Origin of the sequence: Microbacterium yannicii PS01, from assembly GCF_000304335.1 — a bacterium.
GTDB lineage: Bacteria > Actinomycetota > Actinomycetes > Actinomycetales > Microbacteriaceae > Microbacterium > Microbacterium yannicii_A.
Map to the genome: position 1 here is coordinate 1 of NZ_CAJF01000029.1, position 22,108 is coordinate 22,108.

Sequence of the window (22,108 nt, forward strand, 5' to 3'; positions counted from 1 at the left end):
ACCGCCGTCGGAAACGCCATCTCGGTCCTCGGCGACAGCTCGTCGACGGGTGCTGTGGCGTCTCCCGGCACGGGATCCGGGTCTGGCGGGACCGCCGGCACCACCGACGGAACCGACTCGATCCTCGGCGGGACGCAGATCCTGGCGCCGATCTCGCTGCCGGTGACGATCGGCGGCAACGCCATCTCGGTGATCGGCGACAGCACCACGCGGGGCCCGGTCGTCCCGACGGACCCCACGGACCCCACGGACCCGACCAACCCCACGGACCCGACGGACCCGACCGACCCGACCGATCCCACCGACCCGACGGACCCCACCGACCCGTCGGACCCCACGGACCCCACCGACCCGACCGATCCCACGGACCCGACCGACCCGGCCGGCCCGGCGGACTCGGGTGACGGCGACGACAGCATCACGGGCGCGACGGCCTCGGCCGGCACGACCGCAGAACTCGCCCAGACAGGAGGAGCGGGTGCGCTCCCCGCGCTGCTGATGGGGCTCACGCTCCTGGTGGCGGGGGCAGCCGCCCGCGTGTCGCGGCGACGCTCCGCGTAACCGGTGCGGGGCGCCTCGCGTTCCCCACAACGCCTCGCCCCGCCTGCGCGTGAGCAAGCGGGGAGGTCGTTCCCGAGACGGCCTCCCCGCCCTTCGACCCCCCGATCACGGCGGCTGCGGTTCTGCCTGGGACCGCACCGTCGTGATCGGGGTATCAGACGGGCGGATGCTGCGAACTGGGGGCTCGCAGCATCCGCCCTTGCAAGAAGACGACGGATGCCGCGAACCAGGGGGCTCGCGGCATCCGTTCCTTGGGGGAAAAGACGGATGCCGCGGACCCTGAGGTCCGCGGCATCCGTTCGTGCGCGCCTTACTTGGCGGCGACCACCTGAAGGGTGATCACGGCGGTGAGGTCGTCGCGAAGACGAACCGTCGCCTCGTGCTCGCCGACGGACTTGATCGGCGAGGTGATGTGGATCTTGCGCTTGTCGAGGTCGCCCAGGCCGGCGGCCTTGACGGCGTCGGCCACGTCGACGGTCTTCACCGAACCGAAGAGGCGACCCTCTGCACCCGCCTTGACGGCGAGCTTGACCTTGTTGGACTCGAGGGCGCCCTTGAGGGCGACAGCCTCTTCGTGGTCGTGGATCGCGCGCGACTCGCGAGCGGCGCGGATCGACGCCACCTGCTTCTCGCCACCGCGGGTCCATGCGACCGCGAAGCCCTGGGGGATGAGGTAGTTGCGGGCGTAGCCGCTCTTGACCTCGACCACGTCACCGGCGCTACCGAGCCCGGCGACCTCGTTCGTGAGAATGAGCTTTGCCATATCGGTACTCCTTAGCGGCCAGCGCCGGCGTAAGGCAGGAGTGCCATCTCGCGCGCGTTCTTGATCGCGCGAGCGATGAGGCGCTGCTCCTGCACCGAGACACCGGTGATACGACGGGCGCGGATCTTCCCGCGCTCCGAGATGAACTTGCGAAGAGTGGAGACGTCCTTGTAGTCGATGACGCCGACGCGGATCGCCTTCGCGGGGGCAGCGTTCTTCGCGCCCTTCCGCGGCTTCCGGCGGTCGCCGGTTGCCTTTCCAGCCATGGTCTTTCCTTTACGTTTGCTTGATCGGATGCCTCAGCCGAGGCATCCGGAATCTGCTTCTGAGATCAGAACGGCGTGTCGTCGCCGTAGGCGCCGGGCGCTGCCCAGGCGTCGTTCCCGCCACCGGCGTTCGCCGACCCGGGGGTCGACCACGGCTCGTCGGCGACCTGCGCCGGACGCGACTGTCCGCCGCCACCAGCGCCACCGCCGCCGCCACCCGCTGCGCGGGTGACCTGAGCGGTCGCGTAGCGCAGCGACGGGCCGATCTCGTCGACCTCGAGCTCGATCGCGGTGCGGTTGTTGCCCTCGCGATCCTGGTAGCTGCGCTGCTTGAGGCGGCCGGTCGCGATGACCCGCATGCCCTTCGTCAGCGAGCCGGCCACATGCTCGGCGAACTCGCGCCACACGCTCGCGCGGAGGAACAGCGCTTCGCCGTCCTTCCACTCGTTGGCCTGACGGTCGAAGTTGCGCGGCGTCGACGCGATCGTGAAGTTCGCGACGGGGAGGCCGTTCTGCGTGTAGCGCAGTTCGGGATCAGCCGTGAGGTTGCCCACGACGGTGATGATCGTCTCGCCGGCCATGACCCTTAGGCCTTCGCAGCCTTGGCGGTCTTGCGGGCGGCGCGTTCGTCGGCGCGCTGCTTCTCAGACGCGATCATCGCGATCGCTTCCTCGGCGCGGAGCACCTTGGTGCGCATGATCTGCTCGCTGAGCTTCAGCTGGCGGTCGAGCTCCTGAGTGGCTGCGCTCGACGCGGTGAAGTTGACGACGGCGTAGATGCCTTCGGTCTTCTTCTGGATCTCGTAAGCGAGACGGCGCTTGCCCCAGATGTCGACGTTGTCGATCGAGCCACCATCGTTGGTGATGACCTTCAGGAACTTGTCGAGGTTCGGGCCGACCTGGCGCTCGTCGATCTCCGGGTTCAGGATGACCATGAGTTCGTACTGGTGCGTCACTTACCCACCTCCTTCGGACTAGAACGGCTGCCGGGCATTTCCCGGTAGCAGGAGGGTGTGTGCACGTCGTCCGGCTTCCGGCGCTCCTGGATCCCATCGGTGAGATCCGAAGCGCATGCGGACAACCCTCCTATGGTACCGGATGCCCCGCCCGCTGCCGAATCAGGCCGTCGCCGCCCACAAGAGCCGGGCGCCGACGATGCCGGCCGTCACGGCGAGCACGACGACGCCGATCGACAGCGCCCAGTCGCGTGCCGTCGGAGGGATGAGGTCGGTCACGGCACCCGGGCGCCGATTGATCAGCCGGAACACGGGGCGATCGCCGGCGGTGACGAACTGCCTGCCCGCGGCGCTTCGTGAGCCGAGGAACAGCAGCCACCGGTCGGTGCCGCGCAGGAGGAGCAGCAGGGGCGCGATGCCCATCAGCAGGAACATCCCGCCGATGATGCCGCCCACCACGTCACCTGAGGCGGCCGACGCGAAGAACGTCACGCTGAGACCGACGAAGAGGATCGGCCACGCCCAGATCACGAGCGGGGTGCCGAAACCCTGCGCGAAGAGCAGGGCGATTCCGGCGAAGAGGAACCCGCCCAGGATGCTCAGCGGCGCGAAGAGCGCCACATTGCCGGGACACTCGACCTCGATGACGTACGGACCGCCGCTGGCGCACGAGCCTCCCAGCGTCGTCAGCGTGTACGAGACGAGATAGAGAAGCGTGAAGCACGTGATGAAGCCCGCCCACGAGACGAACGCGCCGACCACCCGCACGAGCGCGGAATCGCGCCATGGCCAGGCCATCGGTGCGAGCGGACGGGTGGTCACGCGAGGAGTGTACCGAGCGGGACCCGGATGGCGTCCATCCTGCGACTCATCGGGGCGCAGGAATCTCCTTCTGCGCGACAGCCTCCAGCGCACGATCCAAGCCATCCAGACCGGACCGCGCGCGGAGCGCAGTGGCCAGCGCTTGAGCGCGGGTGCGGTAGGCGGCATCGGATCGGACTCGTCCGACGGCACGGGCGACCTGCGCCGCCGTCGGCCGGTTCGTCTTCAGGTTGATGCCGGCGCCCGACCACCCCACACGCGCCGAGACCTCGATCTTGTCTTCGGTCTGCCCCGCGACCACCAGCGGGACCCCGTGCGCAAGCGCCTGCTGCACCCCGCCGTAACCCCCGTTGGTGACCAGGACGTCCACGCGTGGGAGCAGACGGTCGTACGGAAGGTATTGAGCGACTCGCACGTTGTCGGGCAGTTCCTCGGGAAGTGCCGTGCGCGGCCGGCCGCCCGTGGAGACGACGACGAGTGCATCCGACCCGGCGAGCCCGTCGATCGTCGGCAGCACCAGCTGAGAGAAGTCGGAGTTCGCGATGGTGCCCTGCGTCACGTGGACGACAGGCCGGCCGTCGAGGTCGGACCACCACTGCGGCAGCGGCGCGGTGGACGCGGGACCAGGAAGCGGTCCGGCGAAGGAGACCGAGTCGCTCAGGTCGCTCCGGGGGTACTCGAACTCGGGCGCCGTGAACTGCACGAGCGCGTCGGCCCGCGAAGGCCAGTCGAGCACGAAGCCGCCGAGCGGACGACCGACCTCGCGCACGCTCATGGCCTCGGCCTCCCGCTGGACCGCGCCGAAGACGCCCCGCTCGGCGACGGTGGCGAGGATGGCGTTGCGGAGGCGGCCGACGGGACCGCGCAGCGGCGGGATGCCCAGACCGAAGGGAGCGGTATCGCGGCTCTGGGCGCCGAGCGGGAAGATCCCGAGGCTGATCACCGGCGGTCGCTCCTCGCGGGGGAGCCTGGTGAGCAGAGCCGCGCCGAGGAACAGCGGTTCGGTGAGGATCGCGTCGACGTCTGCGACGGCGAGTTCGGCCCGGACGGCGGCGAGCTGCGCGGGGGCGGGCCGCAGGAAGAGGTTCGTCATGTCGAAGCGGATGGCCGCGGGTCCCCGCAGGCCGACTCGGTCGGGGAATGCCCCGTCGGCGTCGTCGAGGTCCACATCGGCCGCCTCGGGCAGAGGGAGGAACTGTGCACCGGCGTCGCGGACGGCTTCCGCATACCGCCGGCTGGTCAGGAAGCGCACGTCATCGCCGCGGGAGAGCAGGTGGCGGGCGATCTGGAGCAGCGGCATGACGTGACCGTGGGCCGGCGTGCAGGTGAGGAGGTAACTGGACATGTGGATGCCTTCGGTTAGGATTGGATGTACCGAAGAAGTATTCACCACACCGAGAGGAAGGTCAATGCCGGAATCGAGCGCGCGTCGGCCGGAGCAGAGTCCGCGCGCCTACCGATCGGCGTTGCGAGAGCAGCAGGCTCTCCAGACCCGGCGGCGAATCGTCGAGGCTGCCGCGCGCCTGTTCGCCACCAGGGGATACCAGGCGACGACACTGGCTTCCATCGCCCGCGAGGCCGGAGTCTCCACTGAGACGGTGAAGACGGCCGCTCCCAAGGCCGAGCTGCTCATCGCCGCGTTCGAGGTGACGTTCGCCGGCACCGAGGCGGCAGAGTCGATCACCGAGACCCCCGTGGCGCAGGACGTGCTGGAGCTCGCCGATGATGTGTTCCTCGATGTCCTTCTCGATCGGATCGCCGCGGCGAACGCGCGGGCCCACGCCCTGTGGACGGTGCTGGTGGGGGCAGCGGCATCCGATCCGGTCGTCGACGGCGCGCTGCAGGAGATCCTCCGCCGCCGAGCCGCCGACTATGCAGGTCTGGTCGACGAGCTTCTCGCGCGCAGGTATGCGCCGTCGGTCGTCGACGCCGGTGCGACTGCCGCAGCGCTGTCGTTCCTGCTGTCGCCCGAGGGCTACCAGCAGCTCGTGGCGCAGTCGCGTTGGACCCCCGAGCGATACGTGACCTGGCTGCGTTCGGCCGTCCTTGCCGAACTCGGCGCCTGAACCCGATCAGCGGAACGCGCTGAGGCCCGTGAGGTGCTGGCCGAGCACCAGCGTGTGGACCTCGTCGGTGCCCTCGTAGGTGCGCACCGACTCCAGGTTGGCGGCGTGCCGGATCGGCGAGTTCTCCAGCAGCACGCCGTCGCCGCCGAGGATCGTGCGCGCCTCGCGGGCGATCTCGATCGCCTCGCGGACATTGCTCAGCTTGCCCAGTGAGATCTGGGTCGGGGTGAGCGTGCCGGCGTCCTTCGCGCGTCCGATCTGCAGCGCGAGCAGCGCGCCCTTCTGCAGCTCGATGACCATGTCGACGAGCTTGCGCTGAGTGAGCTGGAAGCCGGCGATCGGCCGCCCGAACTGCTCACGTCGCAGCGCGTGGCGCAGGGCGGCCTCGTAGCTGTCGCGCGCCGCGCCGAGGGCGCCCCACACGATGCCGTACCGCGCCTCGTTCAGCGCCGAGAACGGCCCGCGCAGTCCGCGGGCGCCGGGGAGGAGAGCGGATGCCGCGACCCGCACTCCGTCGAGCCGGATCTGCGTCTGCACCGACGCGCGCATCGACCCCTTCGGCTCGAGGACCGTCGCCTCGAATCCGGGCAGGCCGGTCGGCACCAGGAACCCTCGGACGCCGTCGTCGGTCTGCGCCCAGACGACCGCGAGCGCAGCGATCGAGGCGAGGCCGATCCAGCGCTTGGTGCCGGTGAGCACCCAGTCGCCGCCGTCACGGCGGGCGTACGTCGACATGGCGGACGGGTCGGAGCCCGCGCCGGGCTCGGTCAGGGCGAAGCAGGCGATGACCTCGCCCGAGGCCATCCGCGGCAGCCACTCCTCCTTCTGCTCCGCGCTGCCGAATCGGTGGATCGAACCCATCGCCAGGGAGCCCTGCACCGAGACGAAGGTGCGAAGCCCCGAGTCGCCGGCTTCCAGCTCCAGCGCCGCGAGGCCGTAGTCGACGGCGCTGGCGCCGGCGCATCCGTACCCATCGAGGGTCATGCCCAGCAGTCCGAGCCGGCCGAGGGCGGGCGCCAGCTCGACGGGGAAATGCGCCGTGTCGAACCACTCGGCGATGTGCGGACGGATTTCGTCGTCGACGAACGCCCGGACCCCGTCGCGCGTCGCCCGCTCGTCCTCGCTCAGCAGCGCATCGATGCCGAGGACGTCGGATGCCGCGCGCAGCGCCTCGATGTCGTCCGGGTCTCTGCGGGCATCGGTCATGATCGCCTCCTCGCGTTCGGGTTCGATTCTGCCCGGCTGCCGTTCCCCGCGGGCAGAGGCGGCTAACGTGGCGGCATGGCCGCGCCCGCTGACCCGCGCTCGTACCCGTTCGACGCCCGACCACTGGTCGAGCCCGTCGATCCGGCGGCCGCACGCGCGTTCGCGCAGGAGCTTCGGCGCACGGGACGGCTGCCCTCGGCCCTTTCGGACAGCGGCATCGCGATGGTCATCATCCTGTCCATCGTCGCGATCGTGTTCGCCTCGACGATCCTCACCGTCATGACCACCATCGCGGCGGGAATAGCCTCGTCGTTCGCGGGCGAGGGCGGCTTCGGCGTGCTGTTCGCCGTCGTGCCCTTCGTGATCATCGGCGGAATCGTCGCCATCGCGGTCTGGGTCGTCGTCGCGGCTCGCCGGTCCGGCAACGCCCGCATGTTCCGGCTCGACCGCTTCGCGAGGGCGAACGGCATGAGCTACCTCCCCCGGATGGCGGCCCCCGCCCTGCCGGGCATGATCTTCTCGCTCGGCAGCTCACGGCAGGCGTCCGACCTCGTCCGCGGCGAGCGCCCGCGATTCGTGGAGTTCGCGAACTACCGCTACACCACCGGGTCGGGAAAGAATCGCAGCACGCACACGTGGGGGTATGTCGCCGTCAAGCTCGACGTGCCGCTGCCGCACATCGTGCTGGACGCGACCGGCAACAACGGGCTCTTCGGCTCGAACCTGCCGGCGACCTTCGACAAGGACCAGCGCCTGAGCCTCGAAGGCGACTTCGACCGGTACTTCTCGCTGTCGTGTCCCGCGGGCTACGAGACCGACGCGCTCTACCTCTTCACGCCCGACATCATGGCCCGCTTCATCGACAACGCCGCCGCACTCGACGTCGAGATCGTCGACGACTGGCTCTTCCTCTACGCCAAGCGGGACTTCTCGACACTCGATCCGGCGACCTGGGCGTGGCTGTTCTCGGTGGTCGGCGCGCTTCTCGACAAGTTCGCTCAGTGGGCCCGCTGGCGCGACGACCGCCTTCGCGCCGCAGCGCGCTCCACTCCGGATGCCTCGGCACACGCAAGCCTCGAGACGTCGGGCGCCGTGAGCCCGGGGGTCGCGGCGACCGCGGTCCCCTTCACTCCGCCGCTCGACACACTGCGGCCTCCCCCCGGCGTCGCGCCGCAGGGACGCCGGCTGCAGCGGGGGGTGCCGTGGGTCACCTTCATCGCCATGGGTGCGGTGGTGCTGTTCTGGATCCTGTCGCAGACAGGAGTGATCGGCATGTTCTTCGGCGGCTGACGCGTCGGCGCTCGGTCGCCGCTCGGTTGGCGCTCGATCGGGCCGACCCGCATGCGCCGCGCGTAGGCTTGCGGGGTGCATTCGACATCTTCCGTGACGCCCGCAGGGCGTAAGGGGGTCGCCGGCGCTTCCCGCGCCGAGCGGAGGTAGCCGCAGGCGTCGGCCGGCTCGACCGCAGCGACGTACCCGCACCTTCGCGGACCGGCGGTCCGCGGCATCCCCTCACCCGTCCTCGTGGACGAGAAGACACGAAGCAAGGAATCATGCACGCATTCACAGAGAAGGACATCCGCGCGTCGTTCGTCAACACCTCGCTGCGCGAGCGCAACGCCATCGTCCTGCCGGATCTCGCCGAGATCGGCTGGGAGAACCTGGACTACCTCGGCTGGCGGGACCCAAAGCAGCCGCTCGCCGGGTTCATCGTCGTCCCGGTCGACGACCTCCCCGTCGGCATCCTGCTGCGCCAGACCGAGCATCGCGTGCGATCGCGCGCCCAGTGCGCGTGGTGCGAGGACGTCACCCTCCCGAACGACGTGGTGTTCTTCAGCGCGCGGCGCGCCGGTCAGGCCGGGCGCAACGGCGACACGGTCGGCACGCTCCTCTGCGAGCGGTTCGAGTGCTCGGCGAACGTGCGGCGCCCGATGCCGCCGGCGTACCTCGGGTTCGACGTCGAGGCGGCACGACAGCGACGCATCGAAGCGCTGCGTGCGCACGCCGAGGGCTTCGGGCGCGACATCCGCGACAGCCGCTGACGACAGCCGCTGACGACGGTCGCGAAGAGCACGTCTGTTGCACGCGCGGCGGGCCGACGCAAGGGGGGAGCGTCGGTCCGAGCCGCCGTGCACGCTGGGGCCATGAGCTCCCAGACGATGAAGGCCGTCCAGTACCGCGAGATCGGAAAAGGTCCGGAGGTCGTCGAGATCGACGTTCCCCAGCCGGGGCCGGGGCAGATCAGGCTCAAGGTGACGGCCGCCGGACTCTGCCATTCGGACTGGTTCGTGATGGATCTTCCCGAGGACCAGTACACCTACGGACTGCCGCTCACCCTCGGCCACGAGGGTGCCGGTGTCGTCGACAAGCTCGGCGAAGGTGTCGAGGGCATCGAGGTCGGCGAGGCGTACGCGATATACGGGCCGTGGGGCTGCGGCCAGTGCCACGCCTGCTCGCAGGGGCGCGAGAACTACTGCCCCTACGCCGCCGATCTCGGCATCACCCCGCCGGGGCTGGGCGCGCCCGGCGCGATGGCGGAGTACGTGATCGTCGACGATCGCCGGCACCTCGTGCCGCTCGGCGGTCTCGATCCGGTCGAGGTCGTGTCGCTCACCGACGCGGGGCTCACGCCCTATCACGCCATCACCTCGGCACAGCACAAGCTCTATCCCGGCTCGACCGCCGTGGTCATCGGGGTCGGCGGACTCGGGCACGTCGGCATCCAGATCATCCGGGCGATCAGCGCCGCCACCGTGATCGCCGTCGACATCAGCGAGGACAAGCTCGCTCTCGCCACGGACGTCGGCGCGCACCACACCGTCGTCTCGGGTCCGGATGCCGCGGATCGGATCCGCGAGCTCACCGGCGGCCTCGGCGCGCAGACCGTGTTCGACTTCGCCGGCGTGCAGCCCACCGTCGATCTCTCGAAGGCCGTGGTGGCCATCGACGGGTTCGTGCACATCGTCGGCATCGGCGGAGGCGTCATGTCGGCGGGCTTCTTCCAGACGCCCATGGGCGCCGCCGTGCGGGCGCCGTACTGGGGCTCGCGCAGCGAGCTCATCGAGGTGCTCGATCTGGCACGCGTCGGTGCCGTCGGCGTGCACGTGGAGCGATACGGCATCGATGGCGCCGTCGAGGCCTACGAGAGACTGCACCACGGAGAGGTGCAGGGACGCGCGGTCGTCGTTCCCTAGGTCCGACAGTCGAGGCGCGGCGGATCAGCCCTCGGCGATGGCGACGGCGTCGTCCCAGACGGCGCCGATGGCCACAAGATCGCGGTCCAGCACATCGACGATGCGCACCGCGCCGTCCTCGGGCACCTGCACGCGCAGCAGGAATGCGACAGCGGCGTCCGGTTCGGGGGCGACCACCGACAGCGTGACCCGCCCGCCGCTTGCGAGTTCCTGCGTCCGCTGCACGTCGACGTGGGCGAAGCCGGCTCCGGCAGCGCTGGCGAGCGTATCGGCTGCGCGGTGCTCGACGCTGAGGTCGGCGACGAGGCCGGTCGGGTTCGTGCCGAACGCGTGCCACAGACGTGCGGCCGTGCCGGACGTGACCGGGAGCCGCGACAGCGCCGCGGCGGCGTTGTCGACGGCGGCACCCACATCGGCGTCGGCGTCGGGTACGGCGTGGGAGGCCGCGAGAAGCTCCGCGGCCATGTCGCGGGCGATCTCGGGCGCGACGGCGAAGGGGATCGGCACCCAGCCGTCGGGGATCCCGCTCACGCGAACCGCCAGCGCAGGGTCGACACAATGGAGTCGGCGAGGTCGGTGAAGGCCTCGAGAGCAGGCCCTGACTCTTCGACCCCGAGGTGCACGATCGAGCACATCAGCAGCAGGCCGCGCTGGGGCGACGGTCCGGGGAACGGCGCGACGTAGGAGAGCTCGCGCGCCTTGAGCCCCCTCCATCTCGTCGGGGCCGGCGCGCTCCGCGGTCCACCGGTACAGCGTGCCGAGATCGGGCACGTCGAGCCGCTCGACCGCGCGCTCCGCCCCCGCGCGCCCACGGAGGTCGGTCTCGAAGTTTCTCGTGGCGACCCACGGCGATGCCGCGATGCTCATCGGAGTGCCGCCCTCCTGAGGCGGCTCGATGGGCATGAAGATCTCCATCACGTTCGTCCGCTCCATGCGAGCCCACTGCCGGCTGACCATGGTGCGTGTCTCGGCGTACAGATCCGGGCGCCCGACCTCGCGGAATCGTGCCGAGACCAGCCGGATCAGCTCGGCCCGACCATCGGGCGTGGCCGGGAACCGACCCCAGTCCGGCGGGGTCAGCAGCGTGTAACCGGCGGGGATCGGAGGACCCGAGAGCTGCTCCCGGAGGGAGCTCACTGCTGCGCCTCCCCTCGGGCCGCGCGGCGAGCCTGACGTTCGCTCCGGCGAGCCCTGCTCGCCCGGACCGCCGTCACGATCCCGACCACGAGGACGACCAGGACGAGCGGCGATGCGAGCCAGTGCCAGCCGATGGGATATCCGTCCGGCCCCGGGGTGGAGATGATGCCCGTCGGATCGACGTCGAACGCGGCGATCGCCCACGGGAACAGTCCGAAGATGAGCACCGAGACCACGGTGACGTACGGCGCGTCGTCGCCGGCGGCGGTGCCGCGCACCAAGAGGTAGGCCACCGCGGCCGCCATGCCGATGAGCCCGGTCGCGATGGTGAGCCAGGCCGGCACACTCATCGCGGGGAAGGGCACCAGCGCGCCCCTCACCGAGGAGGCCTCATCGGTGGGATACAGCTGACCGGCGTTGAGGATCAGGCGAGCGCCCGCCGGGACGATCCACTGTGCCGCGCCGAGGATCGCCGCGATGATGAAGACGAGTCGGAGGATGCCGGCCACGCGAGGCATCCGCCCGCGATTGAGCCGCAGCGGAGAGATGTCGGTGAAGCCGACGCCGCGCCGGCCGCTCACGGGCGACCCGTCGGTGTGTAGAACGGCGTGCTCGTGAAGATGCCGCCGCCGATCCCCCCGGCCCAGCTGGCCAGGCTCGCCCAGCCCTTCGCACCGATGGTCGGCACCGCATCGAGGACCGCGTCGCCCCACGCGGCTGCGATCGTGCCGCTGCGGGCGGGTGTCGAGGCCCACTGGCCCAGGCTGCCGCCCCACTTGTTGAGGATCGCCCAGTTCTGCCCGCGCATGAGCGTCGAGAACGGGTTCACGGTGATGCCGGCGGGAAGGCGCGGCATCGAGAACCCCCGCGCACCTCGCGTGAAGATCGGCAGATCCTGGGCGATGGTCGACGCCCGGAGGATGTCGTCACCGGTGGCGCCGGCCGCCTTGATGCTCTTCGCCAGCAGACCGCCGGCACCGGCAGTCACCAGGCCGAACGTGCTCCAGAGCACGTCGGACAGACTCGCCTTGCCGTTCGCGTAGAGATACACGGTGCCTGCGAGATGGATCGCCGACAGGGCGATCGTCGCGGCGAGGAGGATGCTCGACCACGGGCTCGAGACCACGAAGAGAGCGACGACGGCGAGCACGATGATCGCGTAGCCGATGTACTTCAGCGCGTCGCTGATCCAGTCCCACTTGCCGTCGTCGTTGTCGGCGGCGTCCATCGCCTCGGCGACGCCATCGGCCGCGCGCTCGAAAGCCTCCTCCCAGAGGCCGAACGCCGTGTCGAACGGCCGCCAGGCATCCCGCAGGTCCTGCTCGGCGGAGTCGAGGGTCTCAGCCGGAGTAGGGCCGTCCTGCTCCTCGTCGGCCAGCACGGGTGTCAGCGCGTCGTCGAACGCCGACTGGTAGGTCGTCATGGCCGCGCGGATGGCCGGTTCATGCTGCAGGTAGGCGTTCCGAGCCTCCTCGAGGGCTGTCGCGTACGGCGCCAGCGCCAGGCCGGTCTGCTCGTAGCGCACCGCGGCCTTCCGGAGGTCGCCCACCAGCGCTTCGGCATCCTCCTTCAGACGGTCGGTGCCGAGACTGATCTGCGAGTCGCCGATGTCGCGCAGCGTGTCGGCCGTCGTGTCCATCGACGCGCCGAGGTTCTGGTAGTCGGCCGCCGTGGTGGCGATGACGTCGGGCTCGCCGGCGAACTGACGCAGCTCGTGCCCGTCGGGGGAGCGGTGGAGGAGCGACATGTCAGGAGACCTCGCATCCGGTCATCTGCTCGCACTGCGCGGTGGCATCGGCTTCCCACTGGTCCCAGCCGTCCACGATCGAGGTGAGTCCCTCACGGACCCCGTCGACCTTCTCCATGAGCTCCTTGCGGTTGCCCGACCAGTTCGCCTCGAACCAGCCCACTCGATCGCGCAGCTTGTCCTTGCCGTGCGGATTGCTGATCGCCGATTCGAGGTCGTCGTTGATCTCGGCCGCATCCTCGAAAGCCGTCGCCGCGCTCTTCAGCGTCTCGAGGGCGTCCCGCAGTCGCTCCCGGTCAAGAAGTACGTCCATATCGCTGTCCTCCCCGATGGACCTGTCGATCACCCAGGCTAAAGGCTGGCCGAGTCCGGCGACCATGGGGACAGTTCCCCATGGCCGGGCCTGTAGGCGATCAGCCGCGCGCGGCCCACCACTCGCGCAGGCGCTGCTCCGCGGCATCCGACCCGATCACACCCTCGTCCAGACGCAGGTCGAGAAGGAATCGGTAGGCCTCGCCGACCTCGCGGCCCGGACCGATGCCGAGCACCTCCTGGATCCGGTTGCCGTCCAGCTCGGGCCGCATGGCCTCGAGCTCTTCCTGCGCGGCGAGTTCGGCTATGCGCCGCTCGATGTCGTCGTAGGCACGGGCCAGCCGGCCGGCCTTCTTCGCATTGCGGGTGGTGACATCCGCTCGCGTGAGGATGTGCAGGCGGTCCAGTTCGGCGCCCGCATCCCGGACGTAGCGCCGGACGGCCGAATCGGTCCACGCGCCTTCTGAGTAGCCGAAGAACCGCAGATGCAGCTCGATCAGGCGGGCGACCGTCCCGATCGTGTCGGAGTCGAAGCGCAGCGCCTGCAAGCGCTTGCGGGCCATCCGCGCGCCCTTGATGTCGTGGTGATAGAACGTCACCCCGCCGCCGGGCTCGAGGCGCCGGGTCGCGGGCTTGCCGATGTCGTGCAGCAGCGCGGCGAGCCGCAGCGCGACGTCCGGTGCCGACTGCGGAGTGCGGGCCTTCTCGAGGTCGATCGCCTGCCGCACCACCGTCAGGGAGTGCTCGTAGACGTCTTTGTGGTGGTGGTGCTCGTCGACTTCGAGCTGCAGCGCGGGAACCTCGGGGAGGAACTCCCCCATCAGCCCTGTCGCGACGAGAAGACGGATGCCGCGCACCGGGTCGTCGGTGGCGAGAAGCTTGACCAGCTCGGCCTGGATGCGCTCGGGGCTCACGATCTCGAGCGTCTCGCGCAGCTCGGCCATCGCCTCGACGGTGCCGGGATCCACGTCGAAGCCCAGCTGCGACGCGAAGCGGGCCGCGCGCAGCATGCGCAGCGGGTCGTCGCCGAAGCTGACCCGCGGGTCGGCGGGCGTGCGCAGGGTGACGCCCACGAGGTCCTCCACGCCGCCGGTCGGATCGACGAGCGTACGAGCCGGGACGCGCAGGGCCATCGCATTGACGGTGAAGTCCCGCCGCACCAGGTCGCCCTCGATCGTGTCGCCGAACTCGACGGTGGGCTTGCGCGTCACGCCGTCGTAGCTGTCGGCGCGGTAGGTCGTGATCTCGACCTGCTCGCCGCGGATGCGCGCGCCGATCGTGCCGAATGCCCGGCCGATGTCCCATTGGGCGGACGAGATCGGCTTGACGATGCGCAGGATGTCGTCGGGTCGCGCGTCGGTGGTGAAATCGAGATCGTTCGTCTGCCGGCCCAGCAGCGCATCGCGCACCGGACCGCCGACGATCGCGAGATCGAAGCCCGCGTCCGCGAACGCGCGAGCCAGCGTGTCGACGATGGGGGACTCGGCAAGTGCGCCGAGGCGCACGATGCCCTCGGCCATGTTGAGCATGGGCTCCAGCCTACCGAGCGCCCTCGCGCGCACACGTGCGAACAGGGGTCAGGCGAAGCGCAGGAAGCCGGTGAAGAGCAGCTCGCGCACGCGCGGGAGGAGGTCTTCCCGCAGGGCGGTGGCGTCGACCTCGAGCAGCTGCGCGATCGCATCGAGCAGCGCGCCGACGGGCAGGTCGCCGTCGCACGCGCCGACGAGGGCCGCGAGCCCGGGATCAACCGCCAGCGCGCGGCCGAATCCTCCGCCCTGACGCAGCTCGATGACGGTCGGGTCCGCCGCGCCGGGCAGGTGATGGCGCGCCTCGGTGACATCGGGGACGACGGCGAGGACGGATGCCGCGACCCCCGCATCGTCGAGCTGCGCCAGTCGATCATGGGCATCGAGGGCGTCGGCGAGGTGCGCGCCCAGGCTCCCCCCCCGCCGTCGAGCCCGCCAGCCGCTCGTACCGCGCCAGGGTCGGCGCGCCCGCGAGCGGACGCCGCAGGAGCAGGTACCCGAAACCGACCTCGGTCACGTTCCGGGACGCGAAGTCGTCGATCCAGGCGTCGACCAGCCCCGAGAACCCGCGCATGCCCGCCTGCGTTCCGCCGTCGCGCACCCACAGCTCGGCGTACGAGAGCGGATCGAGGCTCTCGCGCTCGACGACCCAGGCGTCCAGGGCGACCGGGGACGTCTCGACCCACGCCCGCACGCGGTCCAGGCCCGGCTCGCCGTCGCGCGTCTCCCAGTTGCCGAGCAGCTGCGCGATGCCGCCGGGCGCGAGATGCTCGCCGACGCCTTGCACGAACGCGGCGACGACGTCGTCGCCGACCATGCCGCCGTCGCGGTACTCGTAGGCGGGCACGTCGGCCACCCGGGGCGTGATGACGAAGGGCGGATTCGACACGATCCGATCGAACTGCTCGCCGGCGACAGGTTCGAAGAGGCTGCCCAGGCGCACGTCGATGCCGTCGACGCCGTTGAGCAGCGCGTTCAGCCGCGTGAAGCCGAGCGCGCGCTCTGAGATGTCGGTCGCGACGACGTGATCGACGTGCGCCCGCGCGCGCAGCGCCTGGATGCCGCAGCCCGCGCCGATGTCGAGACCGCGCGCCGCGGGTGTCGACAGCTGCAGCCCGGCCAGCGTCAGCGAGGCACCGCCCACTCCGAGCACGTGGTCCTCGGGCAGCGGCCCGCCGAGCGCCGCTTCGTCGAGGTCGCTCGCGATCCACCACTGACCCGATTCGAAGGGGGCCGTGAAGGACTGTGGTCGCACCACCGCGAGCGGTGCCACCTCGCCGCCCGAGACGGAGGCCAGTCCGAGGCGGACGAGGCCGTCGGCGCCGGTGCGCGCGAGGGCGCGGTCGACGGATGCCGCGGCCTGCGGCATCCCGAGCACGAGAAGCCTGCCCAGCACGGCGAGCGCGTCGTCGCGGACGCCGAGCGCGCGATCGGCCGGCGACCTCAGGCCCCGCGCGATGGCGTCGTCCGCGGCATCGCCCCAGGCGGCGCGCACCGCCTCGGCCGTGTAGCCCACGTCGCGGAAGTCGGCGGCCAGAGCGCGGCAGAGGGACGGTTCGGGTTCGGGGAGCACGGCACCATTCAACATGTTCCGGGGCGCGGGGTAGCCCCCGCGCCGTCGCGGGTTCGGGGCCCTCGGAGGGTCGGACCGTAGAATCGCAGACGATTCGTGCGGTCAGGACATCGCACAGAGCGAACCCCCGACAGGATGACCGTGACCACACCGGGAAGCCCCGCCCGGCGCCGTGCCCGGCACCGCACCCCTCGCCTCGCCGCGGGAGTGGTCGCGCTGTGGGCCCTTCTCGCGCCGCTCGCCGTGCCTTCCGCGTCGGCGGCGCCGACCCCCGATCCCACCCCGTCTCCGACCTCGACCCCTTCGGTTCCGCCGGGCACGACACAGTTCACACTCGCGCCCGTCGCGAACGGGATCGTGCGCTCCGGCGAGTCGCTCACCGCGTCGATCACCCTCCAGAACGGGACGGATGTCGCGACCCCGGCCGCGGAGGTGACCCTCTCGCTCGGACCGTCGCCGCTGCCCGATCGGCAGGCCCTCACCGCCTGGCTCGGCGGCGACACCGCCGGCGTCGCGGTCGACCCGGTCGCCACCGCGGTGATCGAGCCGGTCGCTCCCGATGCGGAGGAGGTCGCGCCGGTGGGGCTCGCACCGGACGCACCCGCCCTCGCCGGACGTGCTCCCGGCGTCTATCCGCTCGCGGCGTCGTACGCGACAGAGGCGGGCGTGGTCACCTCGACGAGCGTCATGGTGGTGCCGGGCGACGACGGGCGCGAGGTGGGCATCGGCGTCATCGTGCCCATCACCGCCGGCCCCCGCGCCGACGGGCTGCTCAGCGCCGATGAGCTGGAGGTGCTGACCGAGCCCGGCGGCGACCTCACCAGCCAGCTCGACGCAGTGGACGGGACGATGGCGATCCTCGCCGTCGACCCCGCCATCCCGGCCGCGATCCGCGTGCTCGGGTCGACGGCACCCTCCGCTGCGGTCGACTGGCTCGCGCGGCTCGAGGCGCTGCCCAACTCGCGGTTCGCGCTGCAGTACGGCGACGCCGACGTCACCGCGCAGCTGCAGGCCGGTCTGCCCCGCCCACTCAGCCCCTCGTCGTTCACCGCGTACCTCGATCCCGCGGACTTCACGACGCCCGACCCCACTCCGACCCCGACCCCGTCGCCTACCGCGAGCTCCGCCCCCGGCGCGGACGGTGGCGCGGCAGCCCCCGATTCTGCGGTCCCCGACAACGCCGAGCTGCTGTCGGTCGGCACCGGCACGCGCGCCGGCGTGTACTGGCCCGCAGACGGAACGGCGACGCCCGACGTGGTCGCGCAGCTCGGGGGCATCGTCGCCGACGACCGTGCCTCGCTCACGGTCGTGCCGTCGACGGGCACGGCACAGGGTGCGGACGGCAGCACCGTTCCCGCCTACGGCCGTGCCGGCGACGCCGAGGTGCTCGTCTACGACGCCGAGGTCTCGGCGCAGCTGCAGGAGGCCTCACTGCGAGAGAAGTCCTGGCTGCGGGGGGCGTCGCTCACCGCGGCGACGGCCTACCTCGCGTTCGCCAGGGCCGAGACCGATGGCCCGCTCCTGGTCTCGGTCGGCCGCAGCGCCGAGCGGCAGCGGGTCGGCCTGGGTACGGCGATCGCGGCCGCCAGTGCGGCGCCCGGCATGGCGCCGCGAACGCTCGGCGCGCTGACGCAGGGCGATGCCGCCGGGGTCGAGATCCGCGACGTCGAGCCTTCGCCCGAGCGCGCGGCCGCGGCATCCGCTCTTCTAGCGGAAGAGGGTGAGCTCGGACGGTTCGCGACGATCCTCGACGACCCGTCGCTCCTCACAGGACCCGAGCGCGCCGAGCTGCTCCAGCTGCTCGGCGTCGCGTGGATCGAGGACGCCCTGTGGCCGACCGCCCTGTCCGACCACCAGGCGGCCACCACCGAGACGCTCGGCTCGGTGGCGCTCCTGCCCACGAGCTCGGGAGACCTCTACGGCTCGAATGCCGCGCTGCGGTTCTGGGTGCGCAACGACCTCGACTACCCCGTCAACCTGGTGCTCTACACGACGCCTGACAACCTGCGCCTCGATGTGCAGGGAGAGACGCCCGTCGTCGCGACCCCGCAGAGCAACACGCGGGTCGAGGTGCCGGTGCAGGCGCGCGTCGGACGCGGAGAGGTCACGCTCAGCCTGCAGCTGCGCAGTCCGGCGTTCGTCGCCGTCGGGCCCACCGAGATGGTCGAGGTGAACGTCTGGGCCGATTGGGAGGGCGTCGGCATCGCAGCGCTCGCTGTGATCGTCGGCGGCCTTCTCGTGGTCGGCGTCGTGCGGACGGTCCTGCGCCTACGGCGACGGCGACGAGGGACGGATGCCGGAGACCCGCGTGATGAAGGGTCGGAAGCCGACGGTGTTTCCGCTCCGGCCGGTGCAGAGGGCCATTCGGACGCGGTCGACGGGCAGGAGCGATGAGCGGTATCGGGCGCGCCAGTGTGCTGATCGGCGCCGGGACGATCGTCTCGCGGCTGACCGGGTTCCTTCGCGCCGTGGTGCTGGTGTCGGCGGTCGGCGCGTTCTCGAGCGCGGGCAACGCCTTCGCCATCGCGAATCAGCTGCCGAACAACATCTACGCCATCATCTCCACCGGACTGCTGAGCGCGATCGTCGTTCCGCAGATCGTGAAGGCGGCCGCGCACGACGACGGCGGGCGCGCGTTCGTGTCGAAGCTGTTCACCCTCGGTGCTGTCGTGCTGCTGGTGACGACGGTGGTCGCGACGCTCGCCGCTCCCTGGCTGGTCGCGCTCTACGCGCCGGAGTATCCGCCCGAGCAGCAGGCACTCGCGACGGCCTTCGCCTATTGGTGCCTTCCGCAGATCCTCTTCTACGGCCTGTTCGCGCTGGTCGGCGAATCGCTCAATGCCCGTCGGGTCTACGGGCCCTACACCTGGGCGCCGATCGTCAACAACCTCGTCTCGATCGCCGGTTTCCTGATGTTCATCTGGATGTTCGGCTCGGGGACGGCCGACACCGCGTGGACGCCCGACATGATCGCCCTCCTGGCCGGCACCGCGACCGTCGGCATCGTCGTCCAGACCGTGATCCTGTTCGCGTTCTGGCGGAAGACGGGGCTCCACGTGCGCCCCGACTTCCGGTGGCGCGGCGTCGGCCTCGGGCAGATCGGTCAGCTCGCGGGGTGGACGTTCCTCATGGTCGTCGCCGGCCAGCTCGCCGGACTCGTGCAGTCGCGCGTGCTGTCGCTGATCCCCGACGACGATCCCGGCTTCTTCGCCTCGCAGAATGCGTGGCTGCTGTTCATGCTGCCGTACTCGATCATCGTGCTGTCCATCGGCACCCCCTACTTCACGCGGCTCAGCGAGCATGCGGCGGCAGGGCGACACGAAGAGGTCCGCAGCGACATCGGCCGCAGCATCCGCACCCTCGGCGTCTTCGTCGTCGGCGCCACGGCCGCTCTCGCGGTGGCGGCGGTCCCCGCATCGCGCATCTTCACGGGTAGCGCCGCAGAGGCGGAGATCGCCTCGGCGGTGCTCCTCTGCTACCTGATCAGCCTCGTGCCTCTGGCCGTGCTGTTCGTGGTGCAGCGGACGTTCTACGTCTACGACGACACGCGAACGCCCTTCTTCTTCACTGTGCTGCAGTGCGTGCTCGTCGTCCTGACGGCGTGGGGTGCGCAGTGGGCCTTCGGAGCCGACGTGCTGACCCCGACCTACCTCGCCGCCGCGGTCGCGCTGGGCCAGTCGCTCGCGACGGTCGTCCAGGTGATCGTCGCGACCTGGCTGCTGCGCCGCAAGCTGGGTGACATCGGGATCGGGTCGTGGATGCTCTCTCTCGGCCGATTCGTGCTCGCCGCGCTTCCGGCCGCCGGTGCGGGCTGGCTGGTCTTCCTCTGGCTCGGCGGAGTCGACGGGTGGACGGTGTCCGACAAACTCCTCGGCGCCGTCGGGGCGGCGATCATCGGCGTGGTCGCCCTCATCGTGTACGTCGCGTTCCTGGCTCTGCTGCGGGCACCCGAACTCTCGGTGGCGAGCCAGCTGGTCCGCCGGCTGCTTCCCGGCACACGCTGAGGCGCAAGCCCTCACGGCAAGGAATGACGCGCCGTTACGATGTGTTGAAGCACTCGAACCATGCGAAAGGGGCGCTCGTGCGTCAGGTCATCATCATCGGGTCGGGTCCGGCCGGGTACACCGCGGCGATCTATGCGGCGCGCGCCAACCTGAACCCGCTGGTCGTCGCCAGCTCGGTCGAGGCGGGCGGAGAGCTCATGAACACGACCGAGGTCGAGAACTTCCCGGGCTTCCCCGAGGGCATCATGGGCCCCGACCTCATGACCAAGATGCAGGAGCAGGCCGAGCGCTTCGGCGCCGAGGTGCTCTACGACGACGTCGTCTCGCTCGATGTCGACGGACCTGTCAAGAAGGTCGTGCTCGGCAGCGGCGCGAGCTACGAGGCGGACGCCCTGGTCTTCGCGACCGGGTCGGCCCCCCGCAAGATCGGCATCGAAGGCGAATCCCGCCTGTCGGGCCGCGGCGTCTCGTACTGCGCGACCTGTGACGGGTTCTTCTTCCGCGAGCGTGTGATCGCCGTCGTCGGCGGTGGCGACTCCGCGATGGAGGAGGCCACCTTCCTCACCAAGTTCGCGTCGAAGGTGTACGTCATCCACCGCCGTGACGAGCTGCGCGCGTCGAAGATCATGCAGGAGCGCGCGTTCAAGAACGAGAAGATCGAGTTCGTCTGGAACAGCGAGATCGTCGACATCCTCGGCGAGGATGCCGTCTCGGGCATCGTCCTGAAGGACACCGTCGACGGATCGACCCGCGAGCTCGCGCTCGACGGCGTCTTCGTCGCGATCGGCTACGACCCGCGCACCCACCTCGTGCACCAGAAGCTCGACATCACCCCCGACGGCACCGTGTGGGTGGACGGTCGCTCCTCGCGCACCTCGATCCCCGGCGTCTTCGCCGCCGGCGACGTCATCGACCCGACCTACCGTCAGGCTGTCACGGCCGCGGGCAGCGGCACCGTCGCGGCCCTCGACCTTGAGCACTACCTGGCGGGTCTGGGCGAAGCCGGCGCGCCTGATGTCGTGGGCGACCAGATCTCCGGACTCCCCGAGGCCGACGCGGCCTGACGGGTCTCGGAACAATCGGGTGCGACCCGGTGTTCCGTTACGAGACAGACTTTCCACCGAAGGAGACGAACACATGACCGCAAAGGCGACCACTTCCGCCACGTTCGAGCAGGACGTCATCCAGGCCGAGGGCCCCGTGCTGGTGGACTTCTGGGCCGAGTGGTGCGGACCCTGTCGCATGGTCTCGCCGGTCCTCGACCAGATCCAGTCCGAGCACCCCGACAAGATCACCGTCCTGAAGCTCAACGTCGACGAGAACCCCGACCTCGCGATGAAGTACCAGATCACGTCGATCCCGGCGATGAAGGTCTTCAACAAGGGCCAGGTCGAGACGACGATCATCGGCGCCAAGCCGAAGTTCGCTCTCGAGCAGGACCTCGCAGCATACATCGGCTGAGCTCACCGGCCCGCACCGGCTGAGCCTCGCGATCTCACCCCGGTGATCGCGGGATTCTCTTCGGAGAACCCCGTGATCGCCGGGGTTTTCCGGTACATGCCGGTCGAGGCATTCGTCTCGCCGTTGCGCACTCCGGGCTTGCGGGGTCGCCCCTATGAGGCGTCTGCGCGGATTGTCGCATCCCACCGGCGGTGCGTGTTCGCGTCGCCCAGCAGCTTCCACACCGCGCGGGTCAGCGCGGGATAGTCCAGCGCGATCTGCCGCAGCACCCGGTAGTGGCGAGAGGCGTTGGGCCGCACGCCGCCGTCGGCGCTGATGTTCTCGGCACGGAGCATGAACACGACGAGCTCGTCGACGCTCGGCAGATCCTCCATGAAGTCCCACGGATCCTCGCCCGCGCGAAGGCGCTCGTCCACGAGCACCGACAATTCATCTGCGGCCTCCGCGCGCAGCAGTTCGAGGCTCGCGCGCCGGCGCGGTGTCTGCTCATCGTGTGCCACCATTCCAGGGTACGT

Annotated in this window: 22 protein-coding genes and 1 pseudogene; 9 read left to right on the forward strand and 14 right to left on the reverse strand. The window is 70.5% G+C overall.

Features of this window, described 5'->3' with window-relative positions; all coding sequences use genetic code 11:
• Positions 1–561, forward strand: a 561-nt coding sequence (locus tag WYM_RS22410) for an LPXTG cell wall anchor domain-containing protein (RefSeq protein WP_019181647.1), incomplete at its 5' end; no start/stop codon positions are given.
• Positions 562–871: 310 nt separating this feature from the next.
• Here WYM_RS22410 and rplI read toward each other — a convergent pair.
• The 6 genes from rplI to WYM_RS14935 all read right to left on the reverse strand — a co-directional run bounded on the left by rplI (position 872) and on the right by WYM_RS14935 (position 4,712).
• Entirely contained in the window at positions 872–1,324 is a 453-nt protein-coding gene (gene rplI / locus WYM_RS14910) for a 50S ribosomal protein L9 (RefSeq protein ID WP_019181648.1), read from the reverse strand.
• An 11-nt stretch (positions 1,325–1,335) separates the two neighbouring features.
• Positions 1,336–1,590, reverse strand: a complete 255-nt coding sequence (rpsR, locus tag WYM_RS14915) for a 30S ribosomal protein S18 (protein ID WP_019181649.1) — start codon at positions 1,588–1,590, stop codon at positions 1,336–1,338.
• Between the two features lie 65 nt (positions 1,591–1,655).
• Complete coding sequence (locus WYM_RS14920) at positions 1,656–2,171, reverse strand: single-stranded DNA-binding protein (protein ID WP_019181650.1); 516 nt, start codon at positions 2,169–2,171, stop codon at positions 1,656–1,658.
• A gap of 5 nt (positions 2,172–2,176) precedes the next feature.
• Positions 2,177–2,545, reverse strand: a complete 369-nt coding sequence (gene rpsF, locus WYM_RS14925) for a 30S ribosomal protein S6 (protein ID WP_019181651.1) — start codon at positions 2,543–2,545, stop codon at positions 2,177–2,179.
• A gap of 162 nt (positions 2,546–2,707) precedes the next feature.
• Positions 2,708–3,367: a hypothetical protein gene (locus tag WYM_RS14930; protein WP_019181652.1), complete on the reverse strand. Its 660-nt coding sequence runs from the start codon at positions 3,365–3,367 to the stop codon at positions 2,708–2,710.
• A 46-nt stretch (positions 3,368–3,413) separates the two neighbouring features.
• Positions 3,414–4,712, reverse strand: coding sequence for a glycosyltransferase (locus tag WYM_RS14935; protein ID WP_019181653.1), 1,299 nt, complete (start codon positions 4,710–4,712; stop codon positions 3,414–3,416).
• 64 nt (positions 4,713–4,776) lie between these two features.
• Here WYM_RS14935 and WYM_RS14940 point away from each other — a divergent pair, with 64 nt between their 5' ends.
• A complete protein-coding gene (locus tag WYM_RS14940) occupies positions 4,777–5,433 on the forward strand; it encodes a TetR/AcrR family transcriptional regulator (RefSeq protein ID WP_019181654.1) in 657 nt (218 codons plus the stop codon).
• 6 nt (positions 5,434–5,439) lie between these two features.
• On the opposite strand, the gene WYM_RS14945 is transcribed toward WYM_RS14940, so the two are convergent.
• Positions 5,440–6,639: an acyl-CoA dehydrogenase family protein gene (locus WYM_RS14945; RefSeq protein WP_019181655.1), complete on the reverse strand. Its 1,200-nt coding sequence runs from the start codon at positions 6,637–6,639 to the stop codon at positions 5,440–5,442.
• A gap of 75 nt (positions 6,640–6,714) precedes the next feature.
• Here WYM_RS14945 and WYM_RS14950 point away from each other — a divergent pair, with 75 nt between their 5' ends.
• The 3 genes from WYM_RS14950 (at position 6,715) to WYM_RS14960 (ending at position 9,833) form a co-directional block, all read left to right on the forward strand.
• A complete protein-coding gene (locus WYM_RS14950; RefSeq protein ID WP_019181656.1) occupies positions 6,715–7,929 on the forward strand; it encodes a hypothetical protein in 1,215 nt (404 codons plus the stop codon).
• 263 nt (positions 7,930–8,192) lie between these two features.
• A complete protein-coding gene (locus WYM_RS14955; RefSeq protein WP_019181657.1) occupies positions 8,193–8,681 on the forward strand; it encodes an FBP domain-containing protein in 489 nt (162 codons plus the stop codon).
• A gap of 117 nt (positions 8,682–8,798) precedes the next feature.
• Positions 8,799–9,833 (forward strand): NAD(P)-dependent alcohol dehydrogenase, encoded by a 1,035-nt coding sequence (locus WYM_RS14960; protein ID WP_026059843.1) that lies wholly within the window; start codon positions 8,799–8,801, stop codon positions 9,831–9,833.
• A gap of 24 nt (positions 9,834–9,857) precedes the next feature.
• Here WYM_RS14960 and WYM_RS14965 read toward each other — a convergent pair whose 3' ends face one another.
• From WYM_RS14965 to WYM_RS20435, 6 genes and pseudogenes are all read right to left on the reverse strand, one after another.
• The gene (locus WYM_RS14965; RefSeq protein WP_019181659.1) at positions 9,858–10,970 is read right to left on the reverse strand and encodes a hypothetical protein; all 1,113 of its coding nucleotides are present in this window, start codon (positions 10,968–10,970) and stop codon (positions 9,858–9,860) included.
• Positions 10,967–11,551, reverse strand: coding sequence for a hypothetical protein (locus WYM_RS14970; protein WP_019181660.1), 585 nt, complete (start codon positions 11,549–11,551; stop codon positions 10,967–10,969). Before WYM_RS14970 ends, WYM_RS14965 begins: the two co-directional genes overlap by 4 nt.
• A complete protein-coding gene (locus WYM_RS14975) occupies positions 11,548–12,717 on the reverse strand; it encodes a hypothetical protein (protein ID WP_019181661.1) in 1,170 nt (389 codons plus the stop codon). The genes WYM_RS14970 and WYM_RS14975 overlap by 4 nt, the downstream gene beginning before the upstream one ends.
• Position 12,718: 1 nt before the next feature.
• Positions 12,719–13,030, reverse strand: a complete 312-nt coding sequence (locus tag WYM_RS20430) for a hypothetical protein (RefSeq protein ID WP_019181662.1) — start codon at positions 13,028–13,030, stop codon at positions 12,719–12,721.
• Between the two features lie 100 nt (positions 13,031–13,130).
• A complete protein-coding gene (locus WYM_RS14985; protein ID WP_019181663.1) occupies positions 13,131–14,558 on the reverse strand; it encodes a CCA tRNA nucleotidyltransferase in 1,428 nt (475 codons plus the stop codon).
• 48 nt (positions 14,559–14,606) lie between these two features.
• Positions 14,607–16,143 (reverse strand): annotated as a pseudogene (locus WYM_RS20435) (DUF7059 domain-containing protein).
• 126 nt (positions 16,144–16,269) lie between these two features.
• On the opposite strand from WYM_RS20435, the gene WYM_RS20440 reads away from it, so the two are divergent.
• The 4 genes from WYM_RS20440 (at position 16,270) to trxA (ending at position 21,593) form a co-directional block, all read left to right on the forward strand.
• The gene (locus tag WYM_RS20440; protein WP_157525238.1) at positions 16,270–18,522 is read left to right on the forward strand and encodes a DUF6049 family protein; all 2,253 of its coding nucleotides are present in this window, start codon (positions 16,270–16,272) and stop codon (positions 18,520–18,522) included.
• Complete coding sequence (gene murJ, locus WYM_RS15000; RefSeq protein ID WP_019181665.1) at positions 18,519–20,132, forward strand: murein biosynthesis integral membrane protein MurJ; 1,614 nt, start codon at positions 18,519–18,521, stop codon at positions 20,130–20,132. The genes WYM_RS20440 and murJ overlap by 4 nt, the downstream gene beginning before the upstream one ends.
• A gap of 77 nt (positions 20,133–20,209) precedes the next feature.
• Complete coding sequence (gene trxB / locus WYM_RS15005; RefSeq protein ID WP_026059844.1) at positions 20,210–21,196, forward strand: thioredoxin-disulfide reductase; 987 nt, start codon at positions 20,210–20,212, stop codon at positions 21,194–21,196.
• A 73-nt stretch (positions 21,197–21,269) separates the two neighbouring features.
• The gene (gene trxA / locus WYM_RS15010) at positions 21,270–21,593 is read left to right on the forward strand and encodes a thioredoxin (RefSeq protein ID WP_019181667.1); all 324 of its coding nucleotides are present in this window, start codon (positions 21,270–21,272) and stop codon (positions 21,591–21,593) included.
• Positions 21,594–21,745: 152 nt separating this feature from the next.
• Here the strand turns inward: trxA and WYM_RS15015 are convergent, their stop codons facing one another.
• Complete coding sequence (locus WYM_RS15015; RefSeq protein WP_019181668.1) at positions 21,746–22,096, reverse strand: hypothetical protein; 351 nt, start codon at positions 22,094–22,096, stop codon at positions 21,746–21,748.
• Between the last annotated feature and the right edge of the window lie 12 nt (positions 22,097–22,108).

Coding starts and splice junctions, on each gene's coding strand:
- rplI (WP_019181648.1), bottom strand. CDS start 1,324: ATGGCAAAGCTCATTCTCACGAACGAGGTCGCCGGGCTCGGTAGCGCC.
- rpsR (WP_019181649.1), bottom strand. CDS start 1,590: ATGGCTGGAAAGGCAACCGGCGACCGCCGGAAGCCGCGGAAGGGCGCG.
- WYM_RS14920 (WP_019181650.1), bottom strand. CDS start 2,171: ATGGCCGGCGAGACGATCATCACCGTCGTGGGCAACCTCACGGCTGAT.
- WYM_RS14935 (WP_019181653.1), bottom strand. CDS start 4,712: ATGTCCAGTTACCTCCTCACCTGCACGCCGGCCCACGGTCACGTCATG.
- WYM_RS14940 (WP_019181654.1), top strand. CDS start 4,777: ATGCCGGAATCGAGCGCGCGTCGGCCGGAGCAGAGTCCGCGCGCCTAC.
- WYM_RS14945 (WP_019181655.1), bottom strand. CDS start 6,639: ATGACCGATGCCCGCAGAGACCCGGACGACATCGAGGCGCTGCGCGCG.
- WYM_RS14950 (WP_019181656.1), top strand. CDS start 6,715: ATGGCCGCGCCCGCTGACCCGCGCTCGTACCCGTTCGACGCCCGACCA.
- WYM_RS14955 (WP_019181657.1), top strand. CDS start 8,193: ATGCACGCATTCACAGAGAAGGACATCCGCGCGTCGTTCGTCAACACC.
- WYM_RS14960 (WP_026059843.1), top strand. CDS start 8,799: ATGAAGGCCGTCCAGTACCGCGAGATCGGAAAAGGTCCGGAGGTCGTC.
- WYM_RS14975 (WP_019181661.1), bottom strand. CDS start 12,717: ATGTCGCTCCTCCACCGCTCCCCCGACGGGCACGAGCTGCGTCAGTTC.
- WYM_RS20430 (WP_019181662.1), bottom strand. CDS start 13,030: ATGGACGTACTTCTTGACCGGGAGCGACTGCGGGACGCCCTCGAGACG.
- WYM_RS14985 (WP_019181663.1), bottom strand. CDS start 14,558: ATGCTCAACATGGCCGAGGGCATCGTGCGCCTCGGCGCACTTGCCGAG.
- murJ (WP_019181665.1), top strand. CDS start 18,519: ATGAGCGGTATCGGGCGCGCCAGTGTGCTGATCGGCGCCGGGACGATC.
- trxA (WP_019181667.1), top strand. CDS start 21,270: ATGACCGCAAAGGCGACCACTTCCGCCACGTTCGAGCAGGACGTCATC.
- WYM_RS15015 (WP_019181668.1), bottom strand. CDS start 22,096: ATGGTGGCACACGATGAGCAGACACCGCGCCGGCGCGCGAGCCTCGAA.